The organism is Rhodanobacter sp. FW102-FHT14D06, from assembly GCF_043950705.1.
Lineage (GTDB): Bacteria > Pseudomonadota > Gammaproteobacteria > Xanthomonadales > Rhodanobacteraceae > Rhodanobacter.
Window position 1 is genome coordinate 2,108,325 of record NZ_CP170722.1, and the last position, 15,273, is coordinate 2,123,597.

The window sequence follows — 15,273 nt, forward strand, 5'->3', positions numbered from 1 at the left end:
AGTAGCTCCCGATCGCTGTCGCCGTCATGACGGGCCTTGCGCCCCGGTGCAGCAGCAAATGGCACAGCCATTTGCGAGCAAGACCTTCGCCGTCCCACGGCGAAGGTGCGTCCTGCAAAGATGCCTTTCCGCCGTGGCCCCAAAGCCTCACCGGAGCATCAACCCGCCCTTTGGCGTCCAGAACCCATCGTGAAGCGCGCTTGCGCGCCTTCGCCGTTTCCGCGGGCCAGGATGCTTTCCGGCCGGCGCCCCTTCGATAGAGACCACCCATGGAACAACTGGCCAACCCCGAAATCTGGATCGCCCTCGCCACGCTGACCGCGCTCGAGCTGGTGCTGGGCATCGACAACATCATTTTCATCTCGATCCTGGCCGGCAAGCTGCCGCCGGAACGACGCGACAAGGCGCGGCGCCTGGGCATCATGCTGGCGGCCGTGTCGCGGCTGGGCCTGTTGCTGGCGATTGCCTGGATCGTCGGACTCACCGCGCCGCTGTTCGAGCTGTTCGGCCACGCTTTCTCGTGGCGCGACCTGATCCTGATCGGCGGCGGCCTGTTCCTGATCGGCAAGGCGACCCACGAGATCCACCAGAAGCTGGAGGGCGCCACCGAGCACGTCAGCATCGGCGGCGCGGCCGCGGCGACGGCCACCTTCGGCGGCGTGATCGTGCAGATCATGCTGCTGGACATCGTGTTCTCGCTGGACTCGATCATCACCGCCGTGGGCATGGTCGATCAGCGCTGGGTGATGGTCACCGCGATCCTGGCCTCGATCGTGTTCATGCTGATGTTCGCCAGGCCGCTGGGCGAGTTCGTCGAGCGCCACCCCACGGTCAAGGTGCTGGCGTTGAGCTTCCTGATCATGATCGGCCTGGTGCTGATGGCGGACGGCTTCGGCCAGCACATCCCGAAGGGCTACGTGTACGCGGCGATGGCGTTCTCGGTGTTCGTGGAGCTGATCAACCTGGCGATCCGCCGGCGCACGCAGCGCCCGGTGGCGCCGGTGGCGCTGCACGAAAAGTACGCACCGGGCGAGTAGCGGCACAGGCACGAAAAAAAACCCGCAGAGGGGAGTCTGCGGGTTGGGGGTCCATCTGTGTCGGGTGCGGAGGAGGAGGGGGAGCCTCGCCGCACGGTGGGAAGCGTGTCTCACGACATGGGGATAATGTACTAAGCGGTATGTTAATGGAGTGTGACTGGCCGGTGCGCCCGTGTGCAACCTCGCGGACGCAGCGGGCTGAACCGTTGTCCGGCCGCACGGGCGACGCTGTCCGCGGACAGCCGTCCGCAGCGGCAATCGACATCAAACATAAAGTAAATCAAAAGCTTGGAACAAATTTTCGGGTTGGCACGGCGATTGCTCCATGGACAGCACAGGGACTTTCTGTTCAATCGGAGAACGCGTCATGAAATTCGAATCCATCTTTCTGACCATGCTGTTCGTTGCCTGCTCCAGCGTCTGCGTGCTGGTGATGGGGGCAATGCTGGCCGCCAGCCCGTCGTCGTCGCAGCAGGCCAGCGCGCGCCGTGCCGCACCCGCGGTCGCCGTGCAGGCCGATTGCGCCAAGCCGGTTGCGATGGATGTGTGCGGCGCGGACGAGGTCTGAGGCGCTGCGCCCAGGGATGACATCGACCAGGCCGGCGCCTAGGCTGCAAGGCAGGTATTCACGGGCCGCCACGATGTTCGATCCGACTGCATCACCCGCGCCGCGGAAGGCGCGCCTGCTCGCCAGCATCCTCGCCGGGGTGATCGGCCTCGCCGCCTTCGCGGCTCACGCCGCTGCCCCGCTGCCTCCGCCTCGCGTGTCACTGGCCGATGGCAGGATCGAAGGCAAGCTTGCGAAGGCGAACGGCATGGCGCTGGAAGAGTTCCAGGGTATTCCGTACGCCGCGCCGCCGATCGGTGCGCTGCGCTGGAAACCGCCGCAACCCGCTCCGGCCTGGAGCGGCGTGCGCCAGGCGACGCGCTTCGGCCCGCGCTGCATGCAGCTGCCGCTGTTCGGCGACATGCGGTTCCGCTCCGCCGGGATGGGCGAGGACTGTCTCTACCTCAACGTGTGGAAGCCTGCAGGCGCAACCGCCAGGTTGCCGGTGCTGGTGTATTTCTTCGGCGGCGGGTTCGTTGCCGGCGACGGCTCGGAGCCGCGCTACGACGGCGCCAGCCTGGCCAGCCGCGGCATCGTCACGGTGACGGTGAACTATCGCCTGGGCGTATTCGGCTTCTTCGCCACGCCGGCCCTCGCTGCCGAATCGCCGCAGCACGCGGCGGGCAACTACGGCTTGCTCGACCAGGTCGCCGCGCTGCGCTGGGTGCGCGACAACATCGCCGCTTTCGGCGGCGACCCGGCGCAGGTGACGATCGCCGGCGAGTCGGCCGGTTCGATCGCGGTGAGCGCGCTGATGACCTCGCCGCTGTCGCGCGGGCTGTTTGCCCGCGCGATCGGCGAAAGCGGCGCCCTGATCGCGCCGATCGCGCCGGTGCCGCTGGCGACGATGGAGCGCCGCGGCGAGGCGTTCGCGCAGCGTCTCGGCGCCGACTCGCTGACCGCGCTGCGTGCGTTGCCGGCCGATCGCCTGCTGCAGGCCACGCGCGAGCAGCACGGCGACGCCGACGCGAATCTCGACGGCTGGTTCCTGCGCGAGCCGCCCGCGGCCACCATGGCCCGCGGCGGGCAGGCGCCGGTGCCGCTGCTGCTGGGGAGCAATTCGCAGGAGGACCATTACACCGCGATCCTGAAAGATCAGCCGCCGACCCCTGCCAATTACCGCGCAGCGCTGAGGCGGCTGTTCGGCACGCAGGCGGCGCACGCACTGGCGCTGTACCCCGGCGACGACGCGACGCAGGTGAAATCCTCCGCCACCGCGCTGGCCGGCGACATGTTCATCGCGCACACCACCTGGCGCTGGATGGACCTGCAGCGCCGCCACGGCGGCGCGCCGGTGTATTTCTATTATTTCGACCAGCCGCGCCCGGCCAAGCTGGCGCCGGCGCCGGGTGAAACGCCCGATCCCGGCGCCGTGCACAGCGGCGAGATCGAGTACGCGCTGGGCAACCTGGCGGGCAATCCGGTCTACGCGTGGACGGCTGCCGACCGCGCCGCGTCCGCCACGATGGAAGGCTACTTTGCACAGTTCATCAAGACCGGCGATCCCAACGGCGCGGACCTGCCGCCCTGGCCCGCGGTGCGCGAATCCGCTGGCGGACTGCTGCGCCAGGTGATTGCGGCGCATTGCCGTACCGAGGTCGACCACGGGGCGGCGCGGCAAGCGTTCCTGCAGGCTTTCTTCGCCACGCATGCGGACCCGTTGTAGCGGATCTCGCGGTGTTCACCCATGGCTTTAGTCATGGGTGCGTGGCACAGGCTTTGGGTAGGATCGGGGTTCCCCCACGTCGAGCAGACCTTGATGAAGCCCACCCTTTCCCTGGCGATGACGATCGCGTTGACCAGCTCCATGGCGGCCTATGCCGACACCGCGGCGGACAAGCAGCACGCCGGCGCACACGCCTCCCACGCGGCGGCTGCCGACGTCCGCGCCAATCCGTTCTTCGCCGAAAGCACGCTGCCGCTGCACTACCCCGCGTTCGACAGGATCAAGGACAGCGACTACGCGCCCGCGTTCGACCGCGGCATGGCTGAGCAGCTGCGTGAAGTGGCGGCGATCAGCGCCAACCCCGCTGCGCCGACCTTCGACAACACCATCATCGCGCTGGAGAAATCCGGCGACGTGCTGCAGCGCACCTCGACCGTGTTCTTCAGCCTGTCCGGGGTCGAGAACAACGATGCGCTGAAGAAGCTGCAGGCCGAGTACGCGCCGAAGCTGGCCGCGCACCGCGACGCGATCACGCTGGACCCGGCGCTCTTCGCGCGTATCCAGAAGCTGTACGACGCGCGCGCCAGCCTGGGCCTGGATGCGCAGGGCGTGCGGCTGATCGAGCGCTACCACACCGATTTCGTGCGGGCCGGCGCCAGGCTGTCCGACGCCGACAAGGCGCACCTGAAGCAGATCAACGGCGAGCTGGCCAGGCTCGGCACCAAGTTCACCCAGAACGTGCTGGCCGAGGTCAACGACTCGGCGCTGGTGGTGGACAGCCGCGCCGAACTGGCCGGCCTCACCGACGCCCAGATCGACGCCGCGGCCGCCGCCGCCAAGGCGAAGGGGCTCGATGGCAAGTACGTGATCGCCCTGCTCAACACCACCGGCCAGCCGCCGCTGGCGCAGTTGGAGAACCGCGCGCTGCGCGAGCGCCTGTACAAGGCCTCGATTACCCGCGGCAGCCGCGGCAACGCGTACGACAACACCGCGATCGTGTCGCAGGTGATGAAGCTGCGTGCGGAGAAGGCGGGCATGCTCGGCTACCCGACCTGGGCTGCCTACGTGCTGGCCGACCAGACCGCGAAAACGCCGGAAGCGGTCAACGCCATGCTCGGCAAGCTGGCGCCGGCGGCAGTCGCCAACGCCAGGCGCGAAGGCGTCGCGTTGCAGGCGATGATCGACAAGGAACAGGCGGCGAAGGGCCAGCCCACGTTCGCGCTGCAGCCGTGGGATTGGGCCTACTACACGGAGAAGGTCCGCGCCGACAAATACAATTTCGACGAGAGCCAGCTCAAGCCCTACTTCGAGATGAAGAACGTGCTGGAGAACGGCGTGTTCTACGCCGCCGGCCAGCTCTACGGACTCAAGTTCAAGCAGCGCACCGACCTGCCGGTCTACAACCCCGACGTGCTGGTGTACGACGTCTACAATGAAGACGGCAGCCAGCTGGCGATCTTCCTGGCCGACATGTACGCGCGCCCGTCCAAGCGCGGCGGTGCCTGGATGAACTCCTACGTGGACCAGTCCGGGCTCACCGGCAACCTGCCGGTGGTGGCCAACCACCTCAACATCACCAAGCCGACCAGCGGCCCGACCCTGCTGACCTGGGACGAGGTGACCACGGCGTTCCACGAGTTCGGCCACGCATTGCACGGCATGTTCTCCAACGTGAAGTACCCGCGCTTCAGCGGTACCAGCGTGCCGCGCGACTTCGTCGAGTTCCCCTCGCAGGTGAACGAGATGTGGGCCGACTGGTCCAGCGTGCTGGCCAACTACGCCAGGCACTACCAGACCGGCGCGCCGATGCCCAAGGCGCTGCTGGACAAGGTGCTGGCCACCTCGAAGTTCAACCAGGGCTTTGCCACCACCGAGTATCTGGGCGCGGCGATGCTCGACCAGAGCTGGCACCAGCTCGGCGCGGACAAGATCCCCGACGCCGGCGGCGTGATGGCGTTCGAGGCGGCCGCGCTGAAGGCCAACGGCACCGATTACGCGCCGGTGCCGCCGCGCTACCGCACGCCGTACTTCAGCCACATCATGGGCGGCTATGCGGCCGGCTACTACGCCTACATCTGGTCCGAGGTGCTGGATGCGAACACGGTCGAGTGGATCAAGAGCCACGGCGGCCTGACCCGGGCCAACGGCGACCGCTTCCGCGCGACCCTGCTGTCGCAGGGCGGCAGCAAGGATGCACTGCAGCTGTTCCGCGATTTCGCCGGCCACGAGCCGCGGATCGAACCGCTGCTGGAGCGTCGCGGACTGGACGGCAGCGCCGAGTGACCCGCGTCGCCTGAGGGCGGCATGACGAAGCCGCCCGGAGCGATCCGGGCGGCTTTTTCGTGGCGGCAGCCGCCGAAACTGCGGTCGCGTGCGTGGCCGATTCAGATGCGGACTGCTACGGTGGCCACACGATGTGCCGACCCGCGAGCCGATTGCCGCCCCGTATGTCCGCTGCCTCCCACCACGCTGACGAAACGCTGCGCCTGGCGACGCTGCGCGCCATGGGTGCGCTGGATACTCGCGCCGAGCCGCTGTTCGATGCGCTCGTACGCAGCGCCGCGGCGGCGAGCGGGCGGGCGCTGGCGCTGATCGTGCTGGTCGATGCCGACGGCCGCGGGCTCGCCGTGCATGGGCCGGCGGCGGATATCGACGAGCCGAGCGTGCTGCGGGTGCTGGCCAAGGCGAGTTCCGGCGTGCTGGCGATTCCCGACGCACGGCTCGATCCGCGCTGTGCCGACGATCCTCTGGTTGCCGGCGCGGCGGGCATCCGTTGCTTCGTCGCCGTGCCGATCAGACCGGGCGAGAGCGCGAAGGCGGGCGCATTGTGCGTGCTCGATCGCGTGCCGGGTACGCTCGACGAGCGGCAACACGAGACGCTGCGGCAACTGGCCCGCGCGGTGGCACAGGTGCTGGAAACGCGTCCGGTCGCGCACCGGAACAAGCCCGCACCGGTCGGCGCGGCACCGTCGCTGCGGCAGCCGCCGGAGTCGGCCCGCGAGACGGAACCGAAGCGGCGCACCCACGCAGCGCTGCTCGAACGCACCGGATGCCTGCTCGGCGCCGGCGGCTGGGAGCTGGACCTGGCCACCAAGGCGATCACCTGGTCGGACCAGACCTGCCGCCTGCACGACGTGCCGCCGGGTTTCCACCCGAGCCTGGAAGAAGCGGTGAGCTTCTACGATGCGGGGGCGCGGCCGGTGATCGACGCGGCCGTGCGCAAGAGCATCGACACCGGCGAGGGATGGGATCTGCAACTGCCACTGACCACCGCCACTGGCCGGAGGATCTGGGTGCGCGCGGTCGGCATCGTGGAACGCGCCGAGGATGGCACCCCGCTGCGGCTGGCCGGCGCTTTCCAGGACATCACCCTGCAGCGGCGCGCGATCGCGGCGTTGGAGGCCAGCGACCGCCGCTACCGCAAGCTGTTCCAGTACAGCCCCGGCCTGATCTGCACGCACGACCACGAGGGCGTGCTGCTGTCGGTGAACCCGGCGGCGGCCAAGTCGCTGGGCTATTCGGTGGGCGAGATGATCGGCCGCCCGCTGACCGATTTCATGCGCGCCGAACAGCGCCCGCGGTTCGCCGAATATCTGCTGCGCATCATGCGCAAGGACAGCGACACGGGCATGCTGCAGGTGATCGCCAAGGACGGCAGCGAACACGTGTGGCAGTACCACAACGTGCTGGACGACGACGTCGAAGGCGACGATCCCTACGTGCTGGGCCATGCGCTGGACGTCACCGAGCGCTTCCGCCAGGAGAGCCAGTTGCGCGAGTGGTCGATCCACGACGCACTGACCGGTTGCTTCAATCGCCGCTACCTGGCCGAGCTGACGGCCGGCCCGGCCGCGGGCTGGGGCTGCATCGTGTTCGACCTGGACCATTTCAAGCAGGTCAACGACACCCATGGCCACGCGCGCGGCGATGAGGTGCTGGTGGCCATGGCGACGTTCCTGCGCAACCATGTGCGGCCGCAGGATGCAGTGATCCGCCTCGGCGGCGACGAGTTCCTGGTGTTGCTGCGCGGTGCCGGCGAGGAGCTGACGCAAGGCGTGGTCGACCGGCTCGATGCCGATCGCGCCGCTGCGCCGATCGGCTTCACCATGGGCGCGACCACGGTGGTGCCGGGCGCCTCGCTGGAAGCCGCGCTGGGCGAAGCCGACCGGCGTCTGTACAAGGCCCGCGAAGGCCGGCCGAAGCGCGCAACGTGAAGTCGTCCGATCGCGGGCAGCCGGCGGAACAGGGCGGTGGACACGACCCGCACCCCGCGCATCCCCGCCACACCGGTCTGGTGCGCTGGCTGCTGCTCATCGCCGGCGGAGTGGCGTTGTTGCTGGGGCTGATCGGCCTGATGCTGCCGGTGATGCCGACCGTGCCGTTCCTGCTGCTGACGGCCGCGTGCTGGTCGCGCGCCTCGCCGCGCTGGCATCGCTGGCTGCTCTCGCTGCCCCGGTTGGGTCCGGCGATCGCGCGGTGGGAGCGCGATCGCAGCATTTCGCGGCGCGCGCGCTGGATGGCGCTGGGCCTGGTCACGCTGTCGATGGCCGGCACGATCTGGTGGTTCCGCGGGCACGCCTGGTTGCCGTGGCTGCTGGCCGCGCTGGTGGTGCTGCTGTGGCTGCTGATCCTGCGCCTGCCGGTGACGCCGGACGAGGGTGGCGCGAGCCTGCGGCAGACTCGCGAGTGAGAGTTTCCCGCCGCGCGCTCCGCGGGGAGGGCAATCGTGCGGATGGATCAAGGCGCGCCGAGCGCGGGCGTCATCGCCAGTCCGCCGCTGCACTTGAGGTAGGGCGAGGCGCCCAGCCACCTGGCATCGGGATAATAGGAGAACACGTACTGGCCGCCCTTGAGCGCGTCGATCAGCGGTCGCGCGATCGCGCTGCGCACCGCCGGGCAACCGTAGCTGCGACCGATGCGGCCTTGCTCGCGGGCCAGTGCCGGGTTGACGTAAGCCGCACCGTGGATCACCAGCGCGCGCGCCAGTGCGCGGTCGTTGGTACCCGGCTCCAGCCCTTGCAGGCGCAGCGAGTAGCCGTTGCGGCCGGCGTAGGTGTCCAGCGTGCGGAACAGGCCCAGGCTGGATTGCCGGCTTTCCGGCGCGTTGGAGAACCTGCTCGCCAGGTTCTCGCCGGTGTTGCGCCCGTGCGCCACCAGTTCCTGATACAGCAGCTTGCGCCGGGCCAGGTCGAACACCCACAGCCGCGGCTCGGTGGATGGCCGGGAATAGTCGATCACCGCCAGTCGCGCGGGCGGCGGCTGGCCTTGCGCCGCGGCGCAGTCGGTGGCCGCCAGCGCCAGCGCGATCACCTGCGGATTCGCCTGCGGCGCGAGTTTGCTGAGCGTGTCGCGCAGTGTCGGCGCGGTCGCGTGCGCCGTACCACAGAGCGGCAGCAGCAGGATGGCAAGGAGGCGCAGTCGACTCATCGGGACGGCTTGGGCTTGGGGCGCGAACAGGCGTCGATGCTAGCAGTCGATCGTTAAGAACCTGTCCCGTGCGACCGGTCGCCGCGCCCGCCTGCGCCGGCCGGCGGTTGTGCTATGACTGGTCGCATCCTCCCGCACAGGACTTTCCATGTCGTCCGGCTTTTCCCGCGCCGTTTGCGCTGCCGCCTTGCTGGGCTGGCTGGCGGTCGCCGCGGCGCCTGCACAGCCGGCCGCAGTCGAGTCGGTCGGCATGGAACAAGCCGTGGCCCCGCTGCCGGGCCCGGTGGCCGAGCAGATCCGCGAACGGATCGAGCAATGGCGCGTCGCGCAGGCCGATGGCGCGACGGCCGCGGCGCCGGTCGCCGCGGTGGCGGCGTTCTACGAGCAGAACCGGTTCGCGCCGGCATGGACGCGACCGGACGACCTCGACCAGTTGCTGGCCGCGCTGCGCGGCATGGCCGCCGACGGCCTCGACCCGCAGGACTACGCGCTGGACGAACTGCAACGTCGGCGCCACGTGCTGGACGACCCGCAGGCCACCGCGCAGCAACGCGCGCAGTTCGACCTGCTGGCCACCGACGCCTGTTTCACCGCGTTGCTGCACCTGTATCGCGGCAAGGTCGATCCGGCCACGCTGGACACGCACTGGAACTTCGACCCGCGCCAGCTCGATCGGGCGCGGGGCCTGCAGGCGGTGCGCGAGGCGCTGGCGCAGGGCACGATCGGCGAGCTGTTCGCGCGGGCGCGGCCGCAGCACCCGTACTACGCCCAGCTGCGTGCGGCGCTGGCGAAGTTGCGCGGGGTGGCGGCGCAGGGCGGCTGGCCCGTGATCGCCGACGGCCCCACGCTGAAACCGGGCAGCCACGATCCGCGCGTGCCGACGCTGCGCGAGCGCCTGCAACGGGTCGGCTTTGCGGTGGGCGAGGGCATGGATGACCTGTACGCCCCGGCGCTGGAAGCTGCGCTGAAACAATTCCAGCGCGAACATTACCTCGCCGCGGACGGCCACCTGGGCAAGGCCACCCTGGCCGCGTTGAACGTGCCGGTCACCACGCGCATCGAGCAGCTGCGCGCGAACCTGGAGCGCGCGCGCTGGCTGCTGCACCAGCTGCAGGGCGAGTTCGTGGTGGTCGACATCGCCGGCTACCAGGTCGCCTACTACAAGGACGGCAAGCCGGTATGGCGTTCGCGCGTGCAGGTGGGCAAGCCGTATCGCAGCACGCCGGTGTTCAAGTCGAAGATCACCTACCTCACGCTCAACCCGACCTGGACGGTGCCGCCGACCATCCTGAAGAACGACATCCTGCCGAAGCTGCGCAGGAACCCGGGCTACCTCGCCGCCAACCGCATCCGCGTGCTGGACAGCCAGGGCCGCGAGCTGTCGCCGGCCAGCGTGAACTGGGCCAACCCGCGCGGCATCGTGCTGCGCCAGGACGCCGGTCCGGGCAATTCGCTGGGCCGGCTGGTGATCCGCTTCCCCAACGACTACGCGGTGTACATGCACGACACGCCGCACCAGGAACTGTTCGCCAGCGAGCAGCGCACGTACAGCTCCGGCTGCATCCGGGTGGAACATCCGCGCGAACTGGCCGAGCTGCTGCTGGACGATCCGGTGCAGTGGAATCGCGCGGGCATCGACCGCGCGATCGACACGCTGAAGACGCAGACCGTGATGCTGCCCAGGCCGGTGCCGCTGCTGCTGGCGTACTGGACGGTGGACCTGCGCGAGGACGGCCGGGTCGGCTTCCGCCCCGACGTGTACCGGCGCGACCCGCCACTGCTCGCCGCGCTGGCGCGCCCGCGCGTGTCGCCGTGGTTGCCGGCGGCCGCGACGCCGCCTTGAGGCACCTCGAGATCCCTCGAACGTCCGTCATCCCGGCTTTCGCTGGAGTGACGGGCAAAAGCCGAGCTGTTCGAGGCTCCCCGGAACGAAAAAAAAGCCGCGCCGACGGGGGTGCCGGGCGCGGCCAAGGTCTGAACCGATCCACTGCCAATGCATCGGGCGCCGGCGACGGAGCGAGCCGCGCCGGCCCGGGCAGTTTGCCGGGCGCAGGTCTCACCGGCTGGGATTGCCCTGATCCCGGTCAGGGCGCCGGGCCGTGCCGGCCGCCATCATCGCCACCGGCGGATGTGCCGCCTCTCAACCCTGGAGACCGTACCGATGCTGTTTCAAGTGAAGGATCTTGCCGGTGATACCGGCGCCATCGCCGCCATCCTGCGTGCCCATGACGCCAACGCACAGGTCACCGGCGATCCCGTCGCGGGACAGATCGATGTGGCGGCGCAGTTGACCTCCGGTCAGGTCATCACCGCCCTGCAGGAGGCCGGTTACGAGGCCAGCCGCGTGTCCGAGCCGCGGCAGATCCACGTCAGCGGCGGCAGCACCTGCTGCGGCAGCTGCTCATGAGCCGCTGACGTCCCCGCCGCGCGGCCGCGTGCGCGGCTTGCGCGGCCCCGGCGCAGAATGCCGGCCCTGCGCCGCGTCGATCGCGTCGATCCAGCCCGCGCGTGAACCCGGAAACGCATCCGCGTACGGCACGTACGGCTTGATGTCGAGGATCGGCGTGCCGTCCAGCAGGTCGACGCCGCGCACGCGCAACCCGCCTTCCTCCACCGCCACCAGCTCCACTGCCGACAGCCCGATCGCATTCGGTCGGTGTGGCGAGCGCGTGGCCAGCACGCTGCGCTTGCCGCCGCCGCGCGGCGGGCGCACCTCGGCCTTCCAGCCCTCGCTGCGGTGGAACGCGAACAGCAGCCAGATCCGCTCGAAGCCGGCCAGGTCGCGCCAGGCCGCCGCCGGAAAATCCGCCACGAACGCGATCACCGCGTCGACTGCGGCCCCGCTTTCGGTACCGGCCACCACGGTGGGCTGGTGCGGCGCGTCGATGCGCTGCGCGTAGGGCGAACGCACGAAGGCGATCGGCCGGCAGGACAATTCGCTGAAGGTATCGGCGCGGGTGTTCATTGCGGCATTATCCCTCTTCGCCCCGCCTTCCCCGCCGAGGACGCCATGAAATATCTCGTGATGATCTATTGCGACGACCAGCTGCTGGACGCGCTGCCCGAGGGCGAGTTCGACAGCCGCATGAAAAGCTGTTTCGGCAAGGCCGACGCGTTGCGCGCGCAGGGGCAGTTGCTCGATTCGCAGCAGCTGGAAGCGCCGGGGACCGCGCGCACCGTGCGCGTGCGCGACGGTCGCACCAGCGTGGTCGATGGTCCGTATGCGGAGACCAAGGAATACCTGGGCGGCTTCAACCTGATCGAGGCGGCCGACATGGACGAGGCGGTGCGCATCGCGCAGTCGTTCCCGTGGTCGCAAACCGGCGCCATCGAGATCCGCCCGGTGCGCGACATGGATGCGGTACGCGCACGGGTGGGCGCCTGATGCTGCAACTGGTCGGCTTCGACGGCGACGACACGCTGTGGCACAGCGAGGGCTACTACCACCAGGCTGGCGAGGCGTTCGCGGCGATCATGGCGCGCTACGTGGACGTGGCCGATCGCGATGTGCACGAGCGCATGCTGGCTACCGAGCAGCGCAACCTCAAGCTGTTCGGCTACGGCGCCAAGGGCATGGCGCTGTCGATGGTGGAAACCGCCATTGCGGTCTCGGACGGGCGCATCGGCGCGGCCGACATCCACGCCTTGATCGAGCTGGGCAAGACCGTGCTGCAGCATCCGGTGGAACTGCTGCCGGGCATCCGCGCCGCGGTCGAGGCGGTGGCGCAGCAGTACGAGGTGGTGCTGATCACCAAGGGCGACCTGTTCCACCAGGAGAAGAAGGTGGCGCAATCGGGCCTGGCCGACCTGTTTCGCCGCATCGAGATCGTCTCGGAGAAGGACGCCGCCGCCTACCGCCGCGTGCTCGGCGAGTTCGACCTGCAGCCGGCGCAGTTCGCGATGGTCGGCAACTCGCTGCGCTCGGACATCGAGCCGGTATTGCGCCTGGGCGGCTGGGGCGTGCACATGCCCTACCACGTGACCTGGGCGCACGAACTGGAAAACGGCCTGGCTGCCGACGAGCCGCGCATGCTCACCGTCGATGCGCCCGCGGCCATCCCCGCCGCGGTGGAACGGCTGCGCGCCCTGGCCGCCGCGGCGTAGGGCGGGCACCACCCGCCGTCCATCGCCACGAGCCGGTCCGGCCCGCCTAATCGTCGAAGCCGGTGTAGTCCTCGGGAAAGATCGGCGTGCCGTCCGCCTCCAGCCCGGTCATGTCGGCCAGCGCCTTCGCCGCGGCGGCTTCGGCCACGTCCTTGTCGCGGAAGCTGCGGTTCTCGCAGATCGCGTAATACACCGGAAAGCCGTGGCGGCGCGGCGTGATCGCCAGCCACGCCGCGTAGCGCGAGCCTTCCAGGGTGGCGCCGGAGCGGGCCAGGTAGTCGTCGAACGCGCGCTCGGCCATGGTCGTCGGTTCCGCTCGGAAAGCCCGCATTGTATCGGCTGGGTCCGGGTTTGCCGCCGATCCCGGCGCTTCCCGCGCCTCAGCGGTTGCGCGTGCCGTTCGCGGCGCGGATCTGGTCGATGCTCAACGCTTCGCTTTCGCCCGGGGGCGGCAGGCCGATCCTTTCGCAGAAGGCGATGAAGCGCGGATCGTCGCGCAGGTTCAGGATGAACGGATCGGTCGGCAGGAACAGCAGATCGGCGGCCGAAGCATGCTGCAACCATTCCACGGCGTGGCCGGCATCGCCGCGCAAGGCGTAGATCTGCGCGATCAGATGCGGATCGGCGTTCGCCTCGGCCTTGCCGGCGAGGGCGTTCGCCAGCGCGGTGTCCGCGGCGGCGCGATCCGGCCCGATCTGGGCCGCCAGCGCCGTGTACGGGTCGCGGTACTTCGCGGGCATTTGCAGCGCGCTGCCCATGGCCTTGACCGCGTCGCCACGCGCCAGGGCAACCGCCATGCGCAGGAACAAGGATGAGTAGCGCCAGTGCGCGTTCGTCTGCGGCAGGCTTTCGGCGGTGCCAAGGTATTTCTCCGCTTCGTCCAGCCGGCCGGACGCCAGCAACAGCTTCGCGTACTGCTGGTAATTGATGATGTACAGCGGCTCGATTGAAAGCAGATGCTGCCTCGACCGGATTGCCTCGCGCAGTTTCCCGACCTGGGCAAACACATAACCGCAGCCATTGAGGACGGTCCCGTCCTCCGGCGCCAGTTGCACGGCGCGACGGCATTCGGCCAGGGCGCCGCGATGGTCGAAGCTGTAGACCATCAGGTAGGCGCGGGCCGCGTGGGCCGCCCCCAGCCCGGGCGCCAATTGCAACGCCTGGTCCGCTGCGCGCCTTGCCTCGTTCATGTGCTGGCGGGTGGCCTCGGCGGGCTCGTTCGAGAACGTGGCGACGGTGCTCAGCGATCCCGACAGGTGTGCCCATGCCATCGCATAGCCGGGGTCGAGTTGCACGGCCTTGGCCATGTATTCGGATGCCCGGCGGAAATCCTCGTCGTGCCAATGCTTCAGGCCCTGCAGATAGGCGTTGTAGGCATCGATGCTGCCGCTGGGCGGCCGGTCGTCATGCCTGACGGATTCGCCGGGCGACAGCAGCTTCACCTGCAACGCACCGATGACCGCGGACGCGATTTCGTCCTGCAGGGCAAACAGGTTCCGGTACGGGCGATCGTAGTGCTCGGCCCACAGCGTGCTGCCGTCGGCGGCCCTGGTCAGCGCGGCGTTGATGCGCACGACGTCGCCCACGTGCTGCACGCTGCCGCTGAGCAGGTAGGACACACCCAGCTTGCGGCCGATGGTGCGGCTGTCGTCCCTGCTGCCGCGGAACTGGAAAGCGGAATCGCGACCGATCACTTTCAGCCCGCTGAAGCGGGAAAGGGAGTTGATCAGGCTTTCCGACAAGCCGTCGGAAAAGAACTGCTGTCCCTTGTCGTTGCTCGCGTTGACCAGCGGCAGCACCGCGATACTGCGCTCCGGCGCCGGCTTCGGCGCGCTCGGCGCATGCGGCCACCACTGCCAGCCGGCCACCGCGAGCAGCGCCAGCAGCGGCAGCAGCCACCACATGGCGCGCGCCATGCCGTGCCGGTCGCCGGCGCGCCGCCGGGCCATCGGAGGATGTGACGCGGCAGGCTGCACCGGCACCGGCACCGGCATCGTCGGCGCTTGCGACGCGGGGACCGGGACGGCCCGTGACGGCGCGTCGGGCGTGGCTTCCGGAAGGTCGAAGCGGTAGCCCACGCCATGCACGGTGTGCAGGTAGCGCGCCACTTTCGCGTCCTCGCCAAGCGCATGCCGCAGCAGGGTCATCAGCCGGTTCAGCACCCCGGGGGTGACGTGGCGGTGGCCCCAGACCGCGTCGAGTATCTCGTCGCGGGTGAAGACGCGGCCGGGCGTGCCGGCGAGCAGCGCGAGCACGGCGAAGGCCTTCGGTTCCAGCGGCTGTCCGATGCCCCCGCGCAACAGACGCCGGCCGGCGAAGTCGATCGTGCAGTCGTCGAAGGCGAGCGGGGCGGGCGTTGACGGGTCCATGGCGTCCTGTGGCGGGTAGCGCACGAGAGTGGACGAAAACCGGTGCTGCGGGCGACCCCAATG

14 protein-coding genes are annotated in these 15,273 nt (G+C 69.4%); 10 read left to right on the top strand and 4 right to left on the bottom strand.

The annotated features are described in order from the left end of the window. Positions 1-269: 269 nt before the first annotated feature. From ACFCQI_RS09530 to ACFCQI_RS09555, 6 genes are all read left to right on the top strand, one after another. The gene (locus tag ACFCQI_RS09530) at positions 270-1,037 is read left to right on the top strand and encodes a TerC family protein (protein ID WP_395116086.1); all 768 of its coding nucleotides are present in this window, start codon (positions 270-272) and stop codon (positions 1,035-1,037) included. Positions 1,038-1,404: 367 nt separating this feature from the next. Continuing rightward, a complete protein-coding gene (locus ACFCQI_RS09535; protein ID WP_395116088.1) occupies positions 1,405-1,605 on the top strand; it encodes a hypothetical protein in 201 nt (66 codons plus the stop codon). A gap of 73 nt (positions 1,606-1,678) precedes the next feature. Beyond that, positions 1,679-3,310, top strand: coding sequence for a carboxylesterase/lipase family protein (locus ACFCQI_RS09540; RefSeq protein ID WP_395116090.1), 1,632 nt, complete (start codon positions 1,679-1,681; stop codon positions 3,308-3,310). Between the two features lie 93 nt (positions 3,311-3,403). After that, on the top strand, positions 3,404-5,593 hold the full coding sequence (locus ACFCQI_RS09545; RefSeq protein ID WP_395116092.1) for a M3 family metallopeptidase: 2,190 nt from the start codon (positions 3,404-3,406) through the stop codon (positions 5,591-5,593). Between the two features lie 164 nt (positions 5,594-5,757). Then, positions 5,758-7,524, top strand: a complete 1,767-nt coding sequence (locus tag ACFCQI_RS09550; protein ID WP_395116094.1) for a diguanylate cyclase — start codon at positions 5,758-5,760, stop codon at positions 7,522-7,524. Further along, the gene (locus tag ACFCQI_RS09555; RefSeq protein ID WP_395116096.1) at positions 7,521-8,000 is read left to right on the top strand and encodes a YbaN family protein; all 480 of its coding nucleotides are present in this window, start codon (positions 7,521-7,523) and stop codon (positions 7,998-8,000) included. Before ACFCQI_RS09550 ends, ACFCQI_RS09555 begins: the two co-directional genes overlap by 4 nt. Positions 8,001-8,047: 47 nt before the next feature. Here the strand turns inward: ACFCQI_RS09555 and ACFCQI_RS09560 are convergent, their stop codons facing one another. Further along, positions 8,048-8,737 carry a murein L,D-transpeptidase catalytic domain family protein gene (locus ACFCQI_RS09560; RefSeq protein WP_395116098.1) on the bottom strand — a complete coding sequence of 230 codons (690 nt, stop codon included), beginning with the start codon at positions 8,735-8,737 and terminating at the stop codon, positions 8,048-8,050. Between the two features lie 148 nt (positions 8,738-8,885). Here ACFCQI_RS09560 and ACFCQI_RS09565 point away from each other — a divergent pair, with 148 nt between their 5' ends. Together ACFCQI_RS09565 and ACFCQI_RS09570 are read left to right on the top strand one after the other, a co-directional pair. Beyond that, positions 8,886-10,580 carry a murein L,D-transpeptidase gene (locus ACFCQI_RS09565; RefSeq protein ID WP_395116100.1) on the top strand — a complete coding sequence of 565 codons (1,695 nt, stop codon included), beginning with the start codon at positions 8,886-8,888 and terminating at the stop codon, positions 10,578-10,580. A 318-nt stretch (positions 10,581-10,898) separates the two neighbouring features. Continuing rightward, complete coding sequence (locus tag ACFCQI_RS09570; protein ID WP_395116102.1) at positions 10,899-11,144, top strand: hypothetical protein; 246 nt, start codon at positions 10,899-10,901, stop codon at positions 11,142-11,144. On the opposite strand, the gene tsaA is transcribed toward ACFCQI_RS09570, so the two are convergent. Continuing rightward, positions 11,139-11,702: a tRNA (N6-threonylcarbamoyladenosine(37)-N6)-methyltransferase TrmO gene (gene tsaA, locus ACFCQI_RS09575; protein WP_395116104.1), complete on the bottom strand. Its 564-nt coding sequence runs from the start codon at positions 11,700-11,702 to the stop codon at positions 11,139-11,141. The two genes, ACFCQI_RS09570 and tsaA, sit on opposite strands and share 6 nt — an antisense overlap. Positions 11,703-11,747: 45 nt before the next feature. Between tsaA and ACFCQI_RS09580 the strand changes: the two genes are divergently transcribed. Further along, positions 11,748-12,122, top strand: coding sequence for a YciI family protein (locus ACFCQI_RS09580; RefSeq protein WP_395116106.1), 375 nt, complete (start codon positions 11,748-11,750; stop codon positions 12,120-12,122). Continuing rightward, positions 12,122-12,841: an HAD family hydrolase gene (locus tag ACFCQI_RS09585; RefSeq protein WP_395116108.1), complete on the top strand. Its 720-nt coding sequence runs from the start codon at positions 12,122-12,124 to the stop codon at positions 12,839-12,841. The genes ACFCQI_RS09580 and ACFCQI_RS09585 overlap by 1 nt, the downstream gene beginning before the upstream one ends. A gap of 46 nt (positions 12,842-12,887) precedes the next feature. Here ACFCQI_RS09585 and ACFCQI_RS09590 read toward each other — a convergent pair whose 3' ends face one another. Together ACFCQI_RS09590 and ACFCQI_RS09595 are read right to left on the bottom strand one after the other, a co-directional pair. After that, complete coding sequence (locus ACFCQI_RS09590) at positions 12,888-13,142, bottom strand: hypothetical protein (protein WP_395116110.1); 255 nt, start codon at positions 13,140-13,142, stop codon at positions 12,888-12,890. A 79-nt stretch (positions 13,143-13,221) separates the two neighbouring features. Next, positions 13,222-15,210 (bottom strand): winged helix-turn-helix domain-containing protein, encoded by a 1,989-nt coding sequence (locus ACFCQI_RS09595; protein ID WP_395116112.1) that lies wholly within the window; start codon positions 15,208-15,210, stop codon positions 13,222-13,224. Positions 15,211-15,273 lie beyond the last annotated feature (63 nt).